Source organism: Streptomyces sp. NBC_00820 (assembly GCF_036347055.1).
Lineage (GTDB): Bacteria > Actinomycetota > Actinomycetes > Streptomycetales > Streptomycetaceae > Streptomyces.
The window spans coordinates 5909702-5924355 of sequence record NZ_CP108882.1; the positions used below are offsets into that span (position 1 = coordinate 5909702).

The following is a 14654-nucleotide window of genomic DNA, read 5'->3' on the forward strand; positions in this document are numbered from 1 at the left end:
CCCGCGTGAAATCTCCGTCACCGTCAAGGTGTGATGTCCGCCGCGCGTGAAGGTTCCGAGGAGACGGGCGGCGCCCGCTTCCGCAGGCGAGTGGGGCACGTCCGTCCCGTCGCCACGAGAGTCCTGCGTCCCCGCCCTGCGCGTCGATCCTGACCTGGTCGAACTGTTCGACAAGGCGGCGTGACCTCCGCAGGGTGAGGTTTTGTGGTTGCAAAGTTCACCCGTGACCGGATCGAGTGGACCCGGCCACAGGGCGGATGTGAATCTTCTGCGGTGATGTCGGGATCCCTCTGTCTACTCCATACCGATTGCGGGTTTTTGGGGTCTTGTGACCGACCGCTTCGGGACGGCATCGCAACTGAACCGTCGCAGAGTTCAGTTGGCCGCGATTTACACAGTGACTACAGTGGTCGATGAAGGTACGGGTGTGCGGTGCGCGCCGCCTGGGCCGTCAAAAGTTGTACAAACGGGGAAACGGGGAAGGGGTCGCAGTGGGTGACGGTGGCGGCTCGGACGTGAGGCGCGGAGTCGACGCGCTGTCGGCGTTCAAGGACCAGATCGACAAGGCGCTGGGCGACTTCGAGGGTTCTCCCGGCAGCCCGTCCAAGATCGAGGAACAGGCGCTCGGCCGTACGTCGTTCGGTGGTGTGAATGCCCAGTTCGACGAGGCCGGCAATCTGCACACGCAATACGAGCACGTGCATGAGCGCCTCATTCACCTCTCGAAAACGCTGGGCCTGCACATCGAGGCCCTGAAGCTCGCCACGCACGCGGCCGATGTCACCTACGACGGGACCGAGGACGAGGTGCGGCGCCGGTTCTGGCAGATCCAGCACCAGCTCGATGACGATTATCAGCAGGCCGTCAAGCAGCAGCGGGAGCACGACCAGGTTGCCAAGACGGGCGACCACGGCGGCAAGGCGGACTCGGGGCGCGGCCACAACGAGACGGTGGGGGCGGACCAGGCATGAGCGACGACTGGAAGAAGAAGCCTCAGTACAAGTCCGATGTGCAGCAGGTCGGCCAAGAGGTCGACGGCAAGGTCACGCCTGTCACCACCGCGCAGAACGTGCTGGCGCACATGCCGTTCTTCGGTGGTGTCCGTGTCAACCTCCTCGGCTCGACGAACTTCGAGGACCACGATCTCAACGAGATGATCGACCTGGTCCAGCATGCCAACCCCGATCACCTCGAGCTGACCGGCAAGTCCCTGTGGGACGCCGGCACCGCCATTCGCAGGGCCGCGGTGGACCTGGAGAAGCATCTCGGTGTCGACTGGGAGGGTGAGGGCGCCACCGCCTTCCATGGCTGGACCCAGAATCTCCTGACCTACACCCACCAGCTCGCGGGCTACGCCGACCACGCGGCCACCCAGCTGTCCGTGGCGGCCACGGGTCTGGCCTCCGTGCGCAGCGCCATGCCACCTCGGGACACCCGGCCGCATGCCGACCAGAAGCTCCCCACCGAACTACCCAAGACCAAGCAGGTCGACGGCAACCCTGACTACGCGGCCGCGCTGAAGGTCGAGAACAACCGGCAAGAAGCGATCAACCAGATGAACCGTCTGGCGTCGTTCTATCAGGTGTCGGCGACGGAGCTGCACAAGCAGCCGGAGCCGGATCCGCTGTCGGCGATGCCCAATGTCGGAGTGCCTCAGCCGAGTTCGCGGGATGTCGAGTCTGCATACCGAAGGCACGATTCGGGATCGTCGCCGGTGCGGACCGCCGCGATCCAGGAGGATGTGGCGGGGCACCACGCTTCTTCCGCCCCGACCGGAACCGACGTCGGTGGGCACGTACGTCCCGTCAATGATGTGCACGATCCCGTCACGCGTCCCGGCGACGACGTCGGCACGAAGATCGACACGGTGGACACGCTGCCCCCTCAGGCGCCCGCGCAGCATGGCACGCCGACGCCGACTCTCCCCACCACGGGTGGAGGCGGCGGGCAGACACCTCCCCTGATCACCGGCCCGTCGGCGCCGCCGATGGCCCCGCCCGTCGGCCGTTCCGGCGGTTACGGCCCGGTCGGCCGGCTTCCCCTGTCCACGCAGGGCCGTCCCGGTCAGTCCGGTACCGCGAGCGGACGGGTCCCGCAGGGGCCCGAAGGGCAGGCCGGGCGTGCCACGGCCGGCGGTCGTGCGACGCAGGGCCCCTTGGGGCAGGCGGGGCGTGCTGCAGGGCGCACGACGCCGACCGGTCAGCCGGGTATGCGGGGTGCCACGGAGGCGGGCCGTTCGCCCATGGGGCGTGCTGTCACTGGCGGTACCCCGAGGCCGGCCAACTCGCCGGGCGGGCGCACCGGAACCGCTGGTTCCAGTGGTCCTGTGCGCAATGGCGTGGTGGGTGGCAAGCCGGTCTCCGGTCGCTCCGGCACTGCCGGATCCAACCCGCGTATGCCGCGCGGCACGGTCGTCGGTGCCGAGGAACAGGCCTCCTCCACCCCGGTGAGGGGTGCTCTCGGTCAGCGGGGTGTCGTGGGTGCTCCCGCCGCCAAGGCCGAACCGGGCGCCGCGCGGCAGGTCCTGCGTTCGGCCGGCAACCCCGAGGGTGTGGTCGGCGCACCTCGTAATAAGAACAGTGCCGCCTCGTCCCCCGAAGATCCGGCGGTCGGTAGTGGTGGCCGGGGGCGCGGTCGTGGTGTCGTGGGGGAGCGGCAGGGCCCGGAAGGTGGGACCGGTCGTGCCGGTGGACCGTCCGAGAAGGAACAGCACCGTTCGTCCCGCAAGCAGCGACGTGAGACGCCCCAGAAGAGCGACTGAACACTAACGAGGACTAGACAGGCATGAAGCCAGGGACCCGCCGGCGCGGCACGACCACTGCCCGCCTGACGAGGCGCAATGCGAGACGTCTGGGTGCCGTGTGTTCGGCACTGGGCGCGTTGGTCATCACCTCGGCGACGCTGGCTCCCGAAGCCGCTGCCGTCGACATCCGGTCGAAGCAGTGGTACCTGGACACGATGCGCGCCCAGGAGCTGTGGAAGATCAGCACCGGCAAGGGGGTGAAGGTTGCCGTGATCGACAGCGGGGTCAATCCGGAAACTCCGTCCCTCAAGGGTCAGGTGCTGGTCGACGAGGTCCCGACGTCGGTCGCGTATCACGTCACTCAGGACTACGACGGGCACGGCACCTCCATGGCCGAACTCATCGCGGGTACCGGAGCAGGTGGAGGAATCAAGGGCGTTGCTCCGGACGCGAAGATCATTCCTTTTCGTGTCGCTCTCGGGGGACTGAAGGACGCCAAGGAAAAAAGCAAGACGGCCGACGAGGCCCACGCGATACGTGCTGCCGCTGACACCGACGCCAAGATCATCAATATGTCCTTTGGTGGGATATATCCTGATTCGGAGATGAAGGATGCCATGAAATATGCGGCATCCAAGGGGAAGTTGATGTTTGCTTCCGTCGGCAACGGTGGGAGCGGGAAGAACGAGTCCGAATATCCGGCCAGTTATCCGTACGCCAATGGTGTGGCGGCGCTCGACAAAAACGGAACCGTGGGTAAATTCTCCACCCATGGTGACGATGTAGACCTTGCGGCGCCAGGGGTCGACCTTCCCATTTGGTGTGACAGCACATTCACCGAGTACTGCGACAGCGGAGGGACCAGCCAGGCCGCCGCCATCGCCTCCGCCTCCGCCGCCCTCGTCTGGTCCGTGCACCCCGACTGGACCGGCAACCAGGTCCTGCGGTCCCTCATCGACACCGCCGGCCGTTCCTGGCCGAAGAGCAAGCCCAGTAACTACCTCGGTTACGGAATCGTCCGCCCCCGGCGCGTGCTCATCGCCAAGAACATCAACCCCGGGCCGGCGAACGAAGACCCGCTCGCCTACGAGAACTACGACGGCCCCTCGGGCAGCCCGACTCCGCCGAGCAGCCCCTCTCCTTCCTCCGGCCGCCCCGCGAAGGAAGCCGGTTCCTCGGGCAGCTCCAACTCCGCAGCCGCCAAGAAGTCCGACTCCGGTGACAACACCCAGACCTGGGTGATCATCGGCGCCGCAGCAGCCGTACTGGTCGCCGGAGGCGCCGGCTTCGCCGTGCTGCGCGCACGCCGTAACGCCTGAGCGCTTTCCCCAGACCCGCTCGCTCGCCGAGCGAGCGGGGCCCGCTTGCCGCCGGTGCCGACGTCGAACTCGGCACGAGGCAAGGTCAGTTCACAGAGAAAGGCATGGAAATGGCGCAGCGCCAGAAGGTAAGCGACAAGGACATTATCGTCCTCGAAAAGGAGCTTCTGCACCGTTTCGAGGGCATCAAGGGTCAGCTGAAGGAACTCCAGGCCATCATCGACAGCCTCGAGGGCCACTGGAAGGGCATCGGCGCCGGTGCGTTCAACACCAAGCAGACCGAGATCAACGAGCGCATGGTCCGCATCGGCAACATCCTGGCCAAGTTCATCGAGGCCATGACGAACACCCGGAAGATCAAGGACGGCACGGAGGACGAGGTCCGCTCCCAGGTCCAGGGCATCGACGTGGACCTCGGCGGCTCGCACTCCGCCCTCTCCAGCTACTGATCCCCACCAGGCCACAACTTCTCAGCAACGGAGCAAACATGGGCGTCAACAACAGCGGCGAGCTCGAGGTCACTTACAGCGGTATCGACGAGACCGCCACTCAGCTCGCGAACCACGCCAAGCGTCTCGAGGAGAGCCTCGAGGCCATCAAGCAGAAGGTCGCCGGCGTCGCCAGCATGTGGGAGGGCGAGGCCCACTCCGCGTACGCCGAGCAGCAGGCTGCCTGGGACCGCGAGGCCAAGGGCATCCACGAGGCCCTCATGGCCATCGGCAAGGTCGTGCACGCGGCCGGCGGCGACTACCAGGGTGGCGACCGCAAGGCCGCCAGCTACTACATGTAAGACCGCGCGAGCGGAGCTGACCGGCAGGACGCGGTAGCGGGGTGGGCACGCACGGGAGGTGCCCACCCTCTGCCGTGCCGGAGGCCGGGACAGTGCAGACGACGAATCGGGACGGGGAATGCACGCCACAGGAGGTGGCCCGGAGGCGGCCACCGGAGAAGGACCGGGCGGAGCCGCCGGGACGCGGCGACGGGTGGGGCCCTACAGCCTCATCACCGAGCTGGACGATCCCCGCACAAGGCTCCCGGTCCCCGAGCGGCGCTACATCGCCCGCAGCACCGACGGGCGGTACACCGTGCTGCTCTCCCTCCCCCGGCCGGGATCGGACGCCCAGCGCTTCATGGCGGAAGCCGAAGCCTCCCGCTACCTCCTCGGCCCCTGTGCCGCCCCGGTCACCGCTCTGGCCGCCCCGGGCGAGGCCGCCTGGTGCAGTCGCCCGTACCTGCCCGTCCTGCCGCTGCCGACCGCCCTCGCCGTGCACGGCGGCCCGTTGCCCGAGCGGACGGTGCGTGCCGTCGGTGTGGCCCTCGCGGAGACCCTGGCCGTCATCCACGGGCAGGGCCTGACGTACGCGGGTGTGTCCCCCGCGGCCGTCCTGCTCACCGCCGAAGGCCCTCGCCTCTCCTGCTTCGGAGCCGTACGCGCCGCCGCGCCGGACGGCACCCCGCGCTCCGGACTGCCGGGACTGGAGTCCGGCAGCCTGCCCCCGGAACAGGCGTCCGGAGGCCGCCCGCGCCCCCTCGGCGACGTGTACGCCCTCGGCGCGACGCTCGCCTACGCGGCGACCGGCCACACGACCCCGGAGCGCGACGAACTCCCGGCCGCCCTGCGTACGGTCATCACCCGATGCCTCTCGCGTGACCCGGGGAACCGCCCCCAACTCGCCGAGCTGATAGTTGCGTTGACCGAGAGCGCCCCTTCCGCTGACGCGCCATCCAGCAACGTGCCCTCCAGCGATGTACCTTCCACCGGCGCACATTCCACCGATGCACCCCCCGCCGGCACCTCCCCCGCGCCCCGCAACGCGCCCCCGTTCGCCCCCGGATGGCTCCCCGGCCGTGTGATCGCCGCCCTCGCCCATCAGTCGGCGGCCGTCCTCATGGCGGAGATCCCCGCCGGACTGGCGTCCGCGTCCGCGCCCGCTTCTCCTCCCGCCCACCCGTCCCTCAGCCGGAACTGACGACCGCCCCCATGCCTTCCCCCCTCACCCACGACGACCCTCAGGCGATCGGCCCGTACTGGCCGGTCGCCCGCCTCGGCAGCGGAGGCATGGGCACCGTCTACCTCGCCCGCACGGCAGGCGGCCGTACCGTCGCGCTGAAGACGATGCACGCCCGCATCGCCTCCGACCCGGCCTTCCGTACCCGCTTCCGGCTGGAGACCGACGCTGCCCGGGTCGTGGGGGAGCGGTTCGGCGCGGGGGTCGTGGACGCGGACCCGCGGGCCGACACGCCCTGGTTCGCCACCGAGTACGTGCTCGGGCCGCCCCTCGACGAGGCCGTCGAGCTGTGCGGTCCGCTTCCCGAGGGGTCCGTACGGGTGCTCGGTGCGGCGCTGTGCGGGGCGCTGGGCCAGCTGCACGGGTCCGACGTGGTCCATCGCGACCTCAAGCCGTCCAACATCCTCATCACCGCCTACGGGCCCAAGGTCATCGACTTCGGCATCGCCCGCGCGGCCGGGGACGACCGTCTCACCCGTGTCGGAGTCGCCGTAGGCACCCCCGCCTTCATGTCGCCGGAGCAGGCGAGCGGGCAGGAACACAGCGCGGCGGGCGATGTCTTCGCCCTCGCCAGCGTGCTGGTGTTCGCCGCAACCGGGCACCCGCCCTTCGGCCACGGGCAGCCGGCCGACCTGCTCTACCGGGTGCAGTACACCGAACCCGACCTGAGCGGCGTACCCGACGGTCTCCGCCCCGTCCTCGCCCGGTGCCTGGACAAGAACCCCTTCCGGCGTCCCACGACCGGCGAGCTGGCCGCACAACTCCACGACGGATCCGGCGAGTTCGCCGATCATCTGCCGCCCGCGCTCCTGGCCGACGTCGGACGGCGGGCCACCGAGGTCTGGCAGATCACCCCGCAGCGGCTGCCGGCCCCGCCCGACGAGCCCGACCAGACCGGCGTGGCGTCGACGGCCGTGCCCGTGCGCTGGTCGCGCCGACGGGTGCTGCTCACCGCCTCGGGTGCGGCACTGGGAGTGGCCGCCGCCGGGGCCGGGGCGTGGGCCGTGACCGCGGGAACCGGCGGCTCCGCACCGCGGCCCACACCAGGGCCGAGCAACAGCCTCCTGGCGAAGCCGGAGGTGGACTCCGTCTGGCAGATCCAGATCGGCGAGCAGGACCGCTTCGAGAGCAGCATGCCCTCGCACCCGCACGTCCTGGCGAACCTGGTGACGGCGGTGACCGGTGACCTGGCCGGGGTCATGGCGCAGACGGGGCAGCGCGCGTGGACGGTGTCCGGGATGGACATGGCCTGGCAGATCGCCTCCGACGGCCGGCGTCTCGTCGCGCTGACGTCCTCGGGCGATCCGGCGGACCGCGGCGACGCCGGCGGGGAGGCGCTGCTCATCACGTCCCTCGACCCCCTCAAGGGCGAGATGCGGGAACCCTTCGCCCACCTGTCCGACTTCAACGGCGAGCTCTTCCCGGACCAGATGGTGTGCACCGCGAACGGTGTCGCCTATGTGGCGGCCGGCCGCGGCCGGTACGTCCACAACACCTTCTCGGCCGCCCAGACCTGGTACCTGCTCGCCGTCGACATCGCCACCGGCAAGCTGCTGTGGAAGACACCGCTGCCCGCGCGCCGCCCGGGAACCGAGCGGTTCTACTTCCTCTCCGCCGACGTCGTGGGACCCCACCTCGTGACACTCCAGGAGGCCAACGACGGCACCGTGCACGCCGTCGTACGCGACACCCGCACCGGTGCCGTCCGCTGGGACCGGCCGCTCGACGGGGTCGAGGCCGACCGGGTACGCCTGCCCCTGACCACCGACGCGCGGTACCTGTACGCCGGCGTCGGCCGGCTGCGGGCCCTGCGGCTCGACGACGGGAAGGTGGCCTGGGACTCCAAGTCCGCCCGGCCGGGCCGGACCTACGGGCCGCCGGCGGTGAAGGACGGCACTCTCTACGCGGTCGAGAAGGGGCTCGGGCTCGTCGCCCTCGACCCGGTGAGCGGCCGGGTCAAGTGGGAGGAGAAGGGCGGCCAGGGCAAGAACGCGGACCTGAACAGCGCGCCCGTCATCGGCACCGGCTACGCGTACAGCCGGCGCGGCTCGAAACTCTGGGCCGTCGAACTCTCCTCCCGCACCCCGGCGCATTCCTACCGGACCACCGGCAACCGCTTCATCGCCCATGAGAACGCCAAGAGGGTCATCGCGCAGGGCGGCGGCTTCCTGGCGGCCTTCCCCCTGCAGTGAGCCGCCCGGTGACGAGAAGAGAAAGCGATCAGCGATGAGACACCTGGAGACCGGCGACCCCCTCCGGCTCGGCCCCTACCGGCTGCTCGGCGTGCTCGGCGAGGGCGGCATGGGCAAGGTGTACATCGGCCAGGACCACGCGGGCACCGCGGCCGCCGTCAAGGTGCTCCGGCCCGAACTCGCCCACGACACCGGCCTCGCCCAGCGTTTCGTACGCGAGGCACTGGCGGCCCAGGCCGTGCGCAGTCCCGGCGTGGCGGCGGTGCTGGGCGCGCAGACCGAGGGCGGACGGCCCTGGATCGCCACCGAGTTCCTCGCCGGACCGACCCTGGACCAGATCGTCGACGGGCACGGCCCTCTCGACGACGCGAAGCTGCGCGCCCTGGCGGTGTCCCTCGCGCGCACCCTCCGCGACATCCACGCGGCCGGCTTCGTCCACCGTGACCTCAAGCCGCCGAACATCGTGCTCACCTCCGACGGCCCGCGGATCATCGACTTCGGTATCGCGCGCCCCGAGCACGGGCTGACGCTCACCACCACCGGACAGATCCCGGTCACCCCCGGGTACGGCGCCCCCGAGCAGGTGCTGGGCCACCGGGTCAGCACCGCCGCCGACGTCTTCTCCCTCGGTGCCGTCCTCGTCTACGCGGCCACCGGCCGGCGGGCGTTCGACGGTGCGCACGTGGCCGCCGTCCAGTACGAGGTCGTTCACGGCGAACCGCGCTGGCACGGCATCCCGCCCGAGCAGCACGCGCTGATCGCGCCCTGCCTGGCGAAGGACGCCGCCGCACGGCCCACTCCCGACCAGATAGCCGCCGCCTTCACCCCGCCGAAGAAGAACGGCGCGGTGTGGAAGAGCGGCCCGGTGGCCGACGCGATCAGACAGCGGGAGCACGACGTACGGAACCTCACCGCCCCGCTCCTGGCCACGGTGGAGACGGGGGCGGGGCCGAGCAGACGGCGCCTGCTCACCGGGTTCGCGGCCGGCGGGGCCGTACTCGCCGCGGGCGGCACGGGCACGGGCTGGTGGCTGCTGCGCGGGGACGGGGGCGGCGCACGCCGGAAGAGCCTTTTCACCTACCCGGCCGCGGTGAAGACGCCCACGGCGCGGCTGCTCTCCGCCGACGACGGCGACTACATCATCGGGGGCTCCCCGAAACCGTTGTGGAGCGTTCCCGACGCGACGGACTTCGGGTCTCCGGCCCCCTTGCCCATACGTGACGTCGTCATCGTCGGCCACCTCCTCAGGGGTGTCGTGGCGCTCAACGCCGTCGACGGCAAGCTCCGCTGGAAGGCTCCGGCGATGCGGATGAGGTCCCGTTACCTCTCGCTCTCCGACCGGCTCGTGGTGGCCGCCGACGAGCAGGGCACGCTCCACACCTTCGTGCCGTCCACCGGGGAGCCCAAGTGGACGGCACGGGCCGACGCCGCGACCCTGCTGGCCGCGGACGGGGAGCAGATCTACCTGCTGACCAAGGACCAGCGCCTGCGTGCCGTGAGCCGGGCCGATGCGAGGATCCGCTGGACGGTACGGCTGCCGGAGGACTTCCGCAAGACGATCGTGCCCAAGCCCGCCGCCGACCAGGGACGGCTGGTCCTCACCACGAGCACCGGGCACGCCATGGCCGTGAACACGAAGAACGGCCGTACGGAATGGACCGCCCGCGACCTGGCGAAGGAACGGCTGCTCGTCCCGGCGGCCAGGAACGGCGTCGTCCACCTCAACGGCAAGGCGCTCACCGCGCGCCGGATCTCCGACGGCAAGGAGCTGTGGACCCACACGGAGAAGCATTACTACGACGAGCAGAACTACGAGTGGTCCCGGCCCGGCCTGTACGGCGACCTGGTGTACGCGAGCGCCTGCGACAGCGACGTGGGCCACCCTTACGGGTTCGACGTCCGCAGCGGGAAGAAGCAGTGGGAGGCCGGCATCGCGGTGAAGAACAGCGATGACCCGATCCTGACGCAGGGCAACGGAATCTGGATCATGGACAGAGGCACGGTCCCCACACTGACGACCATGGATACCGTGGGCAGGGCGCGCGAGATCTGGTCCTACGAACTCACCAGCGGCAGTGATGTGGCCTTCGCGGCCGACGGCAACCGCGTCTTCGCGAGAAGCGGCGCCGCCTTGTACGCACTGCCGGTGTTCTGACCCGAACCGCTCCCACGGGTGACCCGCGGCCGCGCGTGAAACGCCGAATCCGGCGGTCCCCAGGACCGCCGGATTCGCCACCCTCGAGGGTCTGTCAGTACTCGACGTCCACCAGACCCGTCTGAACCAGGGGCTTGCCCCGCTTGCGGGACACGAAGACGCCCCGCCCCGCCGGCATCGCCCGCGGCCGGACCCCGCCCAGGATGTCGCCCTCCGTCGGGTCGCCCGCCATGATGAGGCCCTGAGCGCCCAGTTCCTTCATGCGCTGGACGAACGGCTCGTACGCGGCACGGCCCGCGCCCGCCGAGGAGCGGGCGATGATGAAGCGGACGCCGACGTCCCGCGCGAACGGGAGCATCTCGGTCAGGCCGCTCAGCGGGTTGCCGCTGGACGTGGACACGAGGTCGTAGTCGTCGATGACGACGAACACCTGCGGACCGCGCCACCAGCTGCGCTCACGCAACTGCTGCGCGGTGACCTCGGCCGTCGGGGTCCGGCGCTGCATCAGGTCGGCGAGCGCGGCCATGTGGTGGTCCATCTGGCTCGACATCGGGATGTACTCCGCCAGGTGCGAGGGCGGGGTGATGTCCAGCAGCGAGCGGCGGTTGTCGACCACGAAGAACTTGGCCTCGTCGCCGCTGTACTGCTGCGTCAGCTGCTTGATCAGCAGCCGCAGCAGGTTGGACTTGCCGGACTCGCTCTCGCCGAAGACGAGGAAGAACGGGTCCTGGTCGAAGTCGAGGAACACCGGTTCCAGGTTGTCCTCGTCGAGCGCGAAGGCGACACCCCGCTGGGGGAAGCGGTCGCCCGGCGGCAGCTCCACCGCTTCCAGCTGACGCGGCAGCAGGCGTACCTGCGGCGCGCCCGGCGCCTGCCAGTGCCGCCCGACCTCGGCGGTCAGCGCCGCCGTCGCCTCGGCGAGATCGGTGTCGGAGGTCAGGCCGTCGATCCGCGGCACCGCCGCCATGAAGTGCAGCTTCTGCGGGGAGAGGCCGCGGCCGGGGACGCCGGCGGGGACGTTCACGGCCACCTTGCGGTCGATCTCGGAGTCCATGACGTCGCCCAGGCGCAGCTCCAGGCGGTTCATCAGGTGGTCCTTCATGTTCGCCCGGACCTCCATCGAGCGCGACGCCGTGATGACCACGTGGATGCCGTAGCCGAGACCGCGCGCGGCGATGTCCAGCACGGCCGGCTCCAGGCCCTCGTAATCCGTACGGAAGTTGCCCCAGCCGTCGACGACCAGGAACACGTCACCCCACGGCTGGTCGGTGACGGAGATGTCCCCGCGCGCCCGCCGGGCCCGGAAGTCGGCGATGGAGGCGATGCCGGCCGAGCGGAAGTACTCCTCGCGGCGCGTCATCACGCCGTACACCTCGGAGACCGTACGGCGCACCCGCTCGGGGTCCAGGCGGGACGCGATCCCGCCCACGTGCGGCAGGTCCGCCACCGCGGCCATGCCGCCGCCACCGAAGTCGAGGCCGTAGAACTGCACCTCGTGCGGCGTGTGCGTGAGCGCGAAGGAGCAGATCAGGCTGCGCAGCAGCGTCGACTTGCCGGACTGCGGGCCGCCGATGATCTGCATGTGGCCCGCCGCGCCCGAGAAGTCGAGCAGCAGCCGGTCGCGGCGCTGCTCGTACGGCTTGTCGACCAGGCCGGCCGGGACGACCAGGCGTCCCGAGGCCTCGTAGTCGGGCTGGGTGAGACCGCGCCCCTGCACCGCGGTCAGGCCGGGCAGCAGCGCGTCGAGCGAGGGCGGGCTCTCCAGGGGCGGCAGCCACACCTGGTGTGCCGACGGCCCCTGTGCCTCCAGCCGGCGCACGATCACGTCGAGGACCGTGTCGGCCAGCGCGTCGTCCACGTCCGGCGCGGACTCGACGCGCTGCTGCGGCACGGCGGTGTACTGCACCGGTACCTCCGTCGCCGTGAACAGCACCGGCCGCCGGTCCACCGGCAGCGGGCCTCCCGGCAGTGCCGTCCGCCGGCTGCCCGTGCGGTAGGTCCCGGAGACGTACGCCGCCTTGAACCGCACCATCTCGTCCGTGCCGAACTTCAGGAAGCCGGAACCGGGGACGTTGGGGAGTTCGTAGGCGTCGGGGACGCCCAGCGCGGCACGCGACTCGGCCGCGGAGAACGTCCGCAGACCGATCCGGTACGACAGGTACGTCTCCAGGCCGCGCAGCCGGCCCTCCTCCAGGCGCTGCGAGGCCAGCAGCAGGTGCACGCCGAGCGAACGGCCGATGCGGCCGATCTGCACGAACATCTCGATGAAGTCCGGCTTGGCGGTCAGCAGCTCGCTGAACTCGTCGATCACCAGGACGAGCGAGGGGATCGGCTGGAGCGGGGCGCCCGCCGCGCGCGCCTTCTCGTAGTCGTGGATGTTGGCGTAGTTGCCGGCGTCGCGCAGCATCTCCTGGCGCCGGTTCAGCTCACCGCGGATCGAGTCGCCCATGCGGTCGACCAGGGTCAGGTCGTCGGCCAGGTTGGTGATGACAGCGGCGACGTGCGGCATCTGGGCCATGCCGGCGAAGGTGGCACCGCCCTTGAAGTCGGCGAGGACGAAGTTCAGGGTCTCGGAGGAGTGCGTGACCGCGAGGCCCAGCACCAGCGTGCGCAGCAGCTCCGACTTGCCGGAACCCGTGGCGCCGACGCACAGGCCGTGCGGGCCCATGCCCTCCTGCGCGGCCTCCTTGAGGTCGAGCATGACCGGACGGCCGTCCTCACCGAGGCCGATCGGCACCCGCAGGCGCTCGGCCAGGGCGCGCGGGCGCCAGGTCCGCTTGGTGTCGACGGAGGCCGCGTCGCCGAGTCCGAGCAGGTCGGTGAACTCCAGGTTGGCGAGCAGCGGTTCGTCGTCGTCGCCGCCCGACGCCATGCGCAGCGGCGCCAGCTGCCGGGCCAGCGCCTCGGCCGACTCGTGCGACAGGGTGTCCGGGCTGCCCTCGTAGACCATGCCGTGCCCGGACTCCAGGCGCAGCAGGTCCGGCTGTACGACGACCGACAGGTCGCCCCCGGCGCCCGTCAGCTCACCCGGCACCACCTCGATGACGGTGACGCCCTGCAGACCCTCCGGCGAGGCGAGCACGGAGTCGGGCAGCAGCGACAGATCGTCGAGGACGATCACGATGTGCGGCTCGTCGGGCAGCGGCGCCGCGTCGGGGTGGAAGCGCGGGCGTCCGGTCAGCCGGGTGGCCAGCAGGTCTTCCAGTTCGCGGGTGTCGCCGCCGATCAGCCGCCGACTGCCCGCGCCGTCCATCGCGCCGGACGTCTGCGTGTGCGGCAGCCACTTCGCCCAGTCCCAGTGCGGCAGCGCCTCACGCCCCGCGGCCACCGCGACGACCAGGTCCTGGGGGGAGTGCAGCGAGGCCAGCGAGCCGACCAGGGCACGGGCGCAGCCGCGCACGGACTCCGGCTCACCGCTGAGGGTGACGTGATAGAAGGCGCGCAGCGAGACCGCCATCGGCAGCTCGGTGAGTGTGCCGTGCAGGGACACGAACCGCTGCATCGCGCCCGCGGTCAGCGGCTCCAGCTGTTCGACGGGACCCGTCTCCGGAGCCAGCAGCGGGGTCGCCAGCGGCTGCGGACCCAGACCGACGCGCACGTGCGAGAAGTCCTCGTCGCCGGGCCGCCGCTCCCAGACCCGGCTGCCCTCGGCGACGAGCGCCCAGAGCTGTTCGGGGGAGGGGTGCAGGTAGTACTGGGCGTCCCGCTGGGCCTTCGCCGTCCGCACGGCGGCCTTGCGGGTCTGCGACAGATAGCTGAGGTAGTCGCGCCGCAGGTCGGCCAGCTGCCCCTGGGAGCCGCGACGGAAGCGGACCACCATCGCGATCGACATTCCCACCGTCGAGGCGATCATGATCATGCCCATGATCTTCATGAACGGCTGTCCGTTCGTGAAGAAGAAGACCACGGAACCACCCATGCCGAGCGTGGGCAGCAACTGCATCAGGACGCTCTCCTGATGGCCCCGCGGTAGTTCCGGCGGTGGCTGGACAGCGATCTCTTCCGTGGGCACTTCGGACGGAAGCGCCCGAGGAGGGCGCTTTACGACAATCTGGCTCACTGCTCACCAATTCCCTTGCCCGACCCAGGCTTTCCGCCCACCGCCCCGTGTCGGCGGACGCAGGCCGCCGCGCGATCCTACTGAGTTCACGGAACACGGGTGAGCGGTAGGGTGCCGAATGTTCGCGTGAGCACACGCCGGTACGGTCGAATAAAACGGGACAACCCACCTCGAAA

General features: G+C 70.3%; 9 protein-coding genes. 8 read left to right on the forward strand and 1 reads right to left on the reverse strand.

Going from position 1 to position 14654, the window contains the following annotated elements:
- Positions 1–491 precede the first annotated feature (491 nt).
- From OIB37_RS26760 to OIB37_RS26795, 8 genes are all read left to right on the forward strand, one after another.
- Positions 492–971, forward strand: a complete 480-nt coding sequence (locus tag OIB37_RS26760; RefSeq protein WP_330460158.1) for a hypothetical protein — start codon at positions 492–494, stop codon at positions 969–971.
- On the forward strand, positions 968–2761 hold the full coding sequence (locus tag OIB37_RS26765; RefSeq protein ID WP_330460159.1) for a hypothetical protein: 1794 nt from the start codon (positions 968–970) through the stop codon (positions 2759–2761). The genes OIB37_RS26760 and OIB37_RS26765 overlap by 4 nt, the downstream gene beginning before the upstream one ends.
- A gap of 23 nt (positions 2762–2784) precedes the next feature.
- The gene (locus tag OIB37_RS26770; RefSeq protein ID WP_330460160.1) at positions 2785–4062 is read left to right on the forward strand and encodes a S8 family serine peptidase; all 1278 of its coding nucleotides are present in this window, start codon (positions 2785–2787) and stop codon (positions 4060–4062) included.
- 110 nt (positions 4063–4172) lie between these two features.
- Positions 4173–4511 carry a WXG100 family type VII secretion target gene (locus OIB37_RS26775; RefSeq protein WP_443058287.1) on the forward strand — a complete coding sequence of 113 codons (339 nt, stop codon included), beginning with the start codon at positions 4173–4175 and terminating at the stop codon, positions 4509–4511.
- Positions 4512–4549: 38 nt separating this feature from the next.
- Positions 4550–4852 carry a WXG100 family type VII secretion target gene (locus tag OIB37_RS26780; protein WP_330460162.1) on the forward strand — a complete coding sequence of 101 codons (303 nt, stop codon included), beginning with the start codon at positions 4550–4552 and terminating at the stop codon, positions 4850–4852.
- Positions 4853–4970: 118 nt separating this feature from the next.
- Positions 4971–6032, forward strand: a complete 1062-nt coding sequence (locus tag OIB37_RS26785) for a serine/threonine protein kinase (RefSeq protein WP_330460163.1) — start codon at positions 4971–4973, stop codon at positions 6030–6032.
- 11 nt (positions 6033–6043) lie between these two features.
- Positions 6044–8263: a protein kinase domain-containing protein gene (locus OIB37_RS26790; RefSeq protein ID WP_330460164.1), complete on the forward strand. Its 2220-nt coding sequence runs from the start codon at positions 6044–6046 to the stop codon at positions 8261–8263.
- A 34-nt stretch (positions 8264–8297) separates the two neighbouring features.
- Positions 8298–10418, forward strand: coding sequence for a protein kinase domain-containing protein (locus tag OIB37_RS26795; RefSeq protein WP_330460165.1), 2121 nt, complete (start codon positions 8298–8300; stop codon positions 10416–10418).
- 94 nt (positions 10419–10512) lie between these two features.
- On the opposite strand, the gene eccCa is transcribed toward OIB37_RS26795, so the two are convergent.
- A complete protein-coding gene (eccCa, locus tag OIB37_RS26800) occupies positions 10513–14478 on the reverse strand; it encodes a type VII secretion protein EccCa (protein WP_330460166.1) in 3966 nt (1321 codons plus the stop codon).
- Between the last annotated feature and the right edge of the window lie 176 nt (positions 14479–14654).

Bases quoted from the DNA above. Each gene is read 5' to 3' on its own strand.
- OIB37_RS26765 (WP_330460159.1), top strand. From the start codon at position 968: ATGAGCGACGACTGGAAGAAGAAGCCTCAGTACAAGTCCGATGTGCAG.
- OIB37_RS26775 (WP_443058287.1), top strand. From the start codon at position 4,173: ATGGCGCAGCGCCAGAAGGTAAGCGACAAGGACATTATCGTCCTCGAA.
- OIB37_RS26770 (WP_330460160.1), top strand. From the start codon at position 2,785: ATGAAGCCAGGGACCCGCCGGCGCGGCACGACCACTGCCCGCCTGACG.
- OIB37_RS26790 (WP_330460164.1), top strand. From the start codon at position 6,044: ATGCCTTCCCCCCTCACCCACGACGACCCTCAGGCGATCGGCCCGTAC.
- OIB37_RS26780 (WP_330460162.1), top strand. From the start codon at position 4,550: ATGGGCGTCAACAACAGCGGCGAGCTCGAGGTCACTTACAGCGGTATC.
- OIB37_RS26795 (WP_330460165.1), top strand. From the start codon at position 8,298: ATGAGACACCTGGAGACCGGCGACCCCCTCCGGCTCGGCCCCTACCGG.
- OIB37_RS26785 (WP_330460163.1), top strand. From the start codon at position 4,971: ATGCACGCCACAGGAGGTGGCCCGGAGGCGGCCACCGGAGAAGGACCG.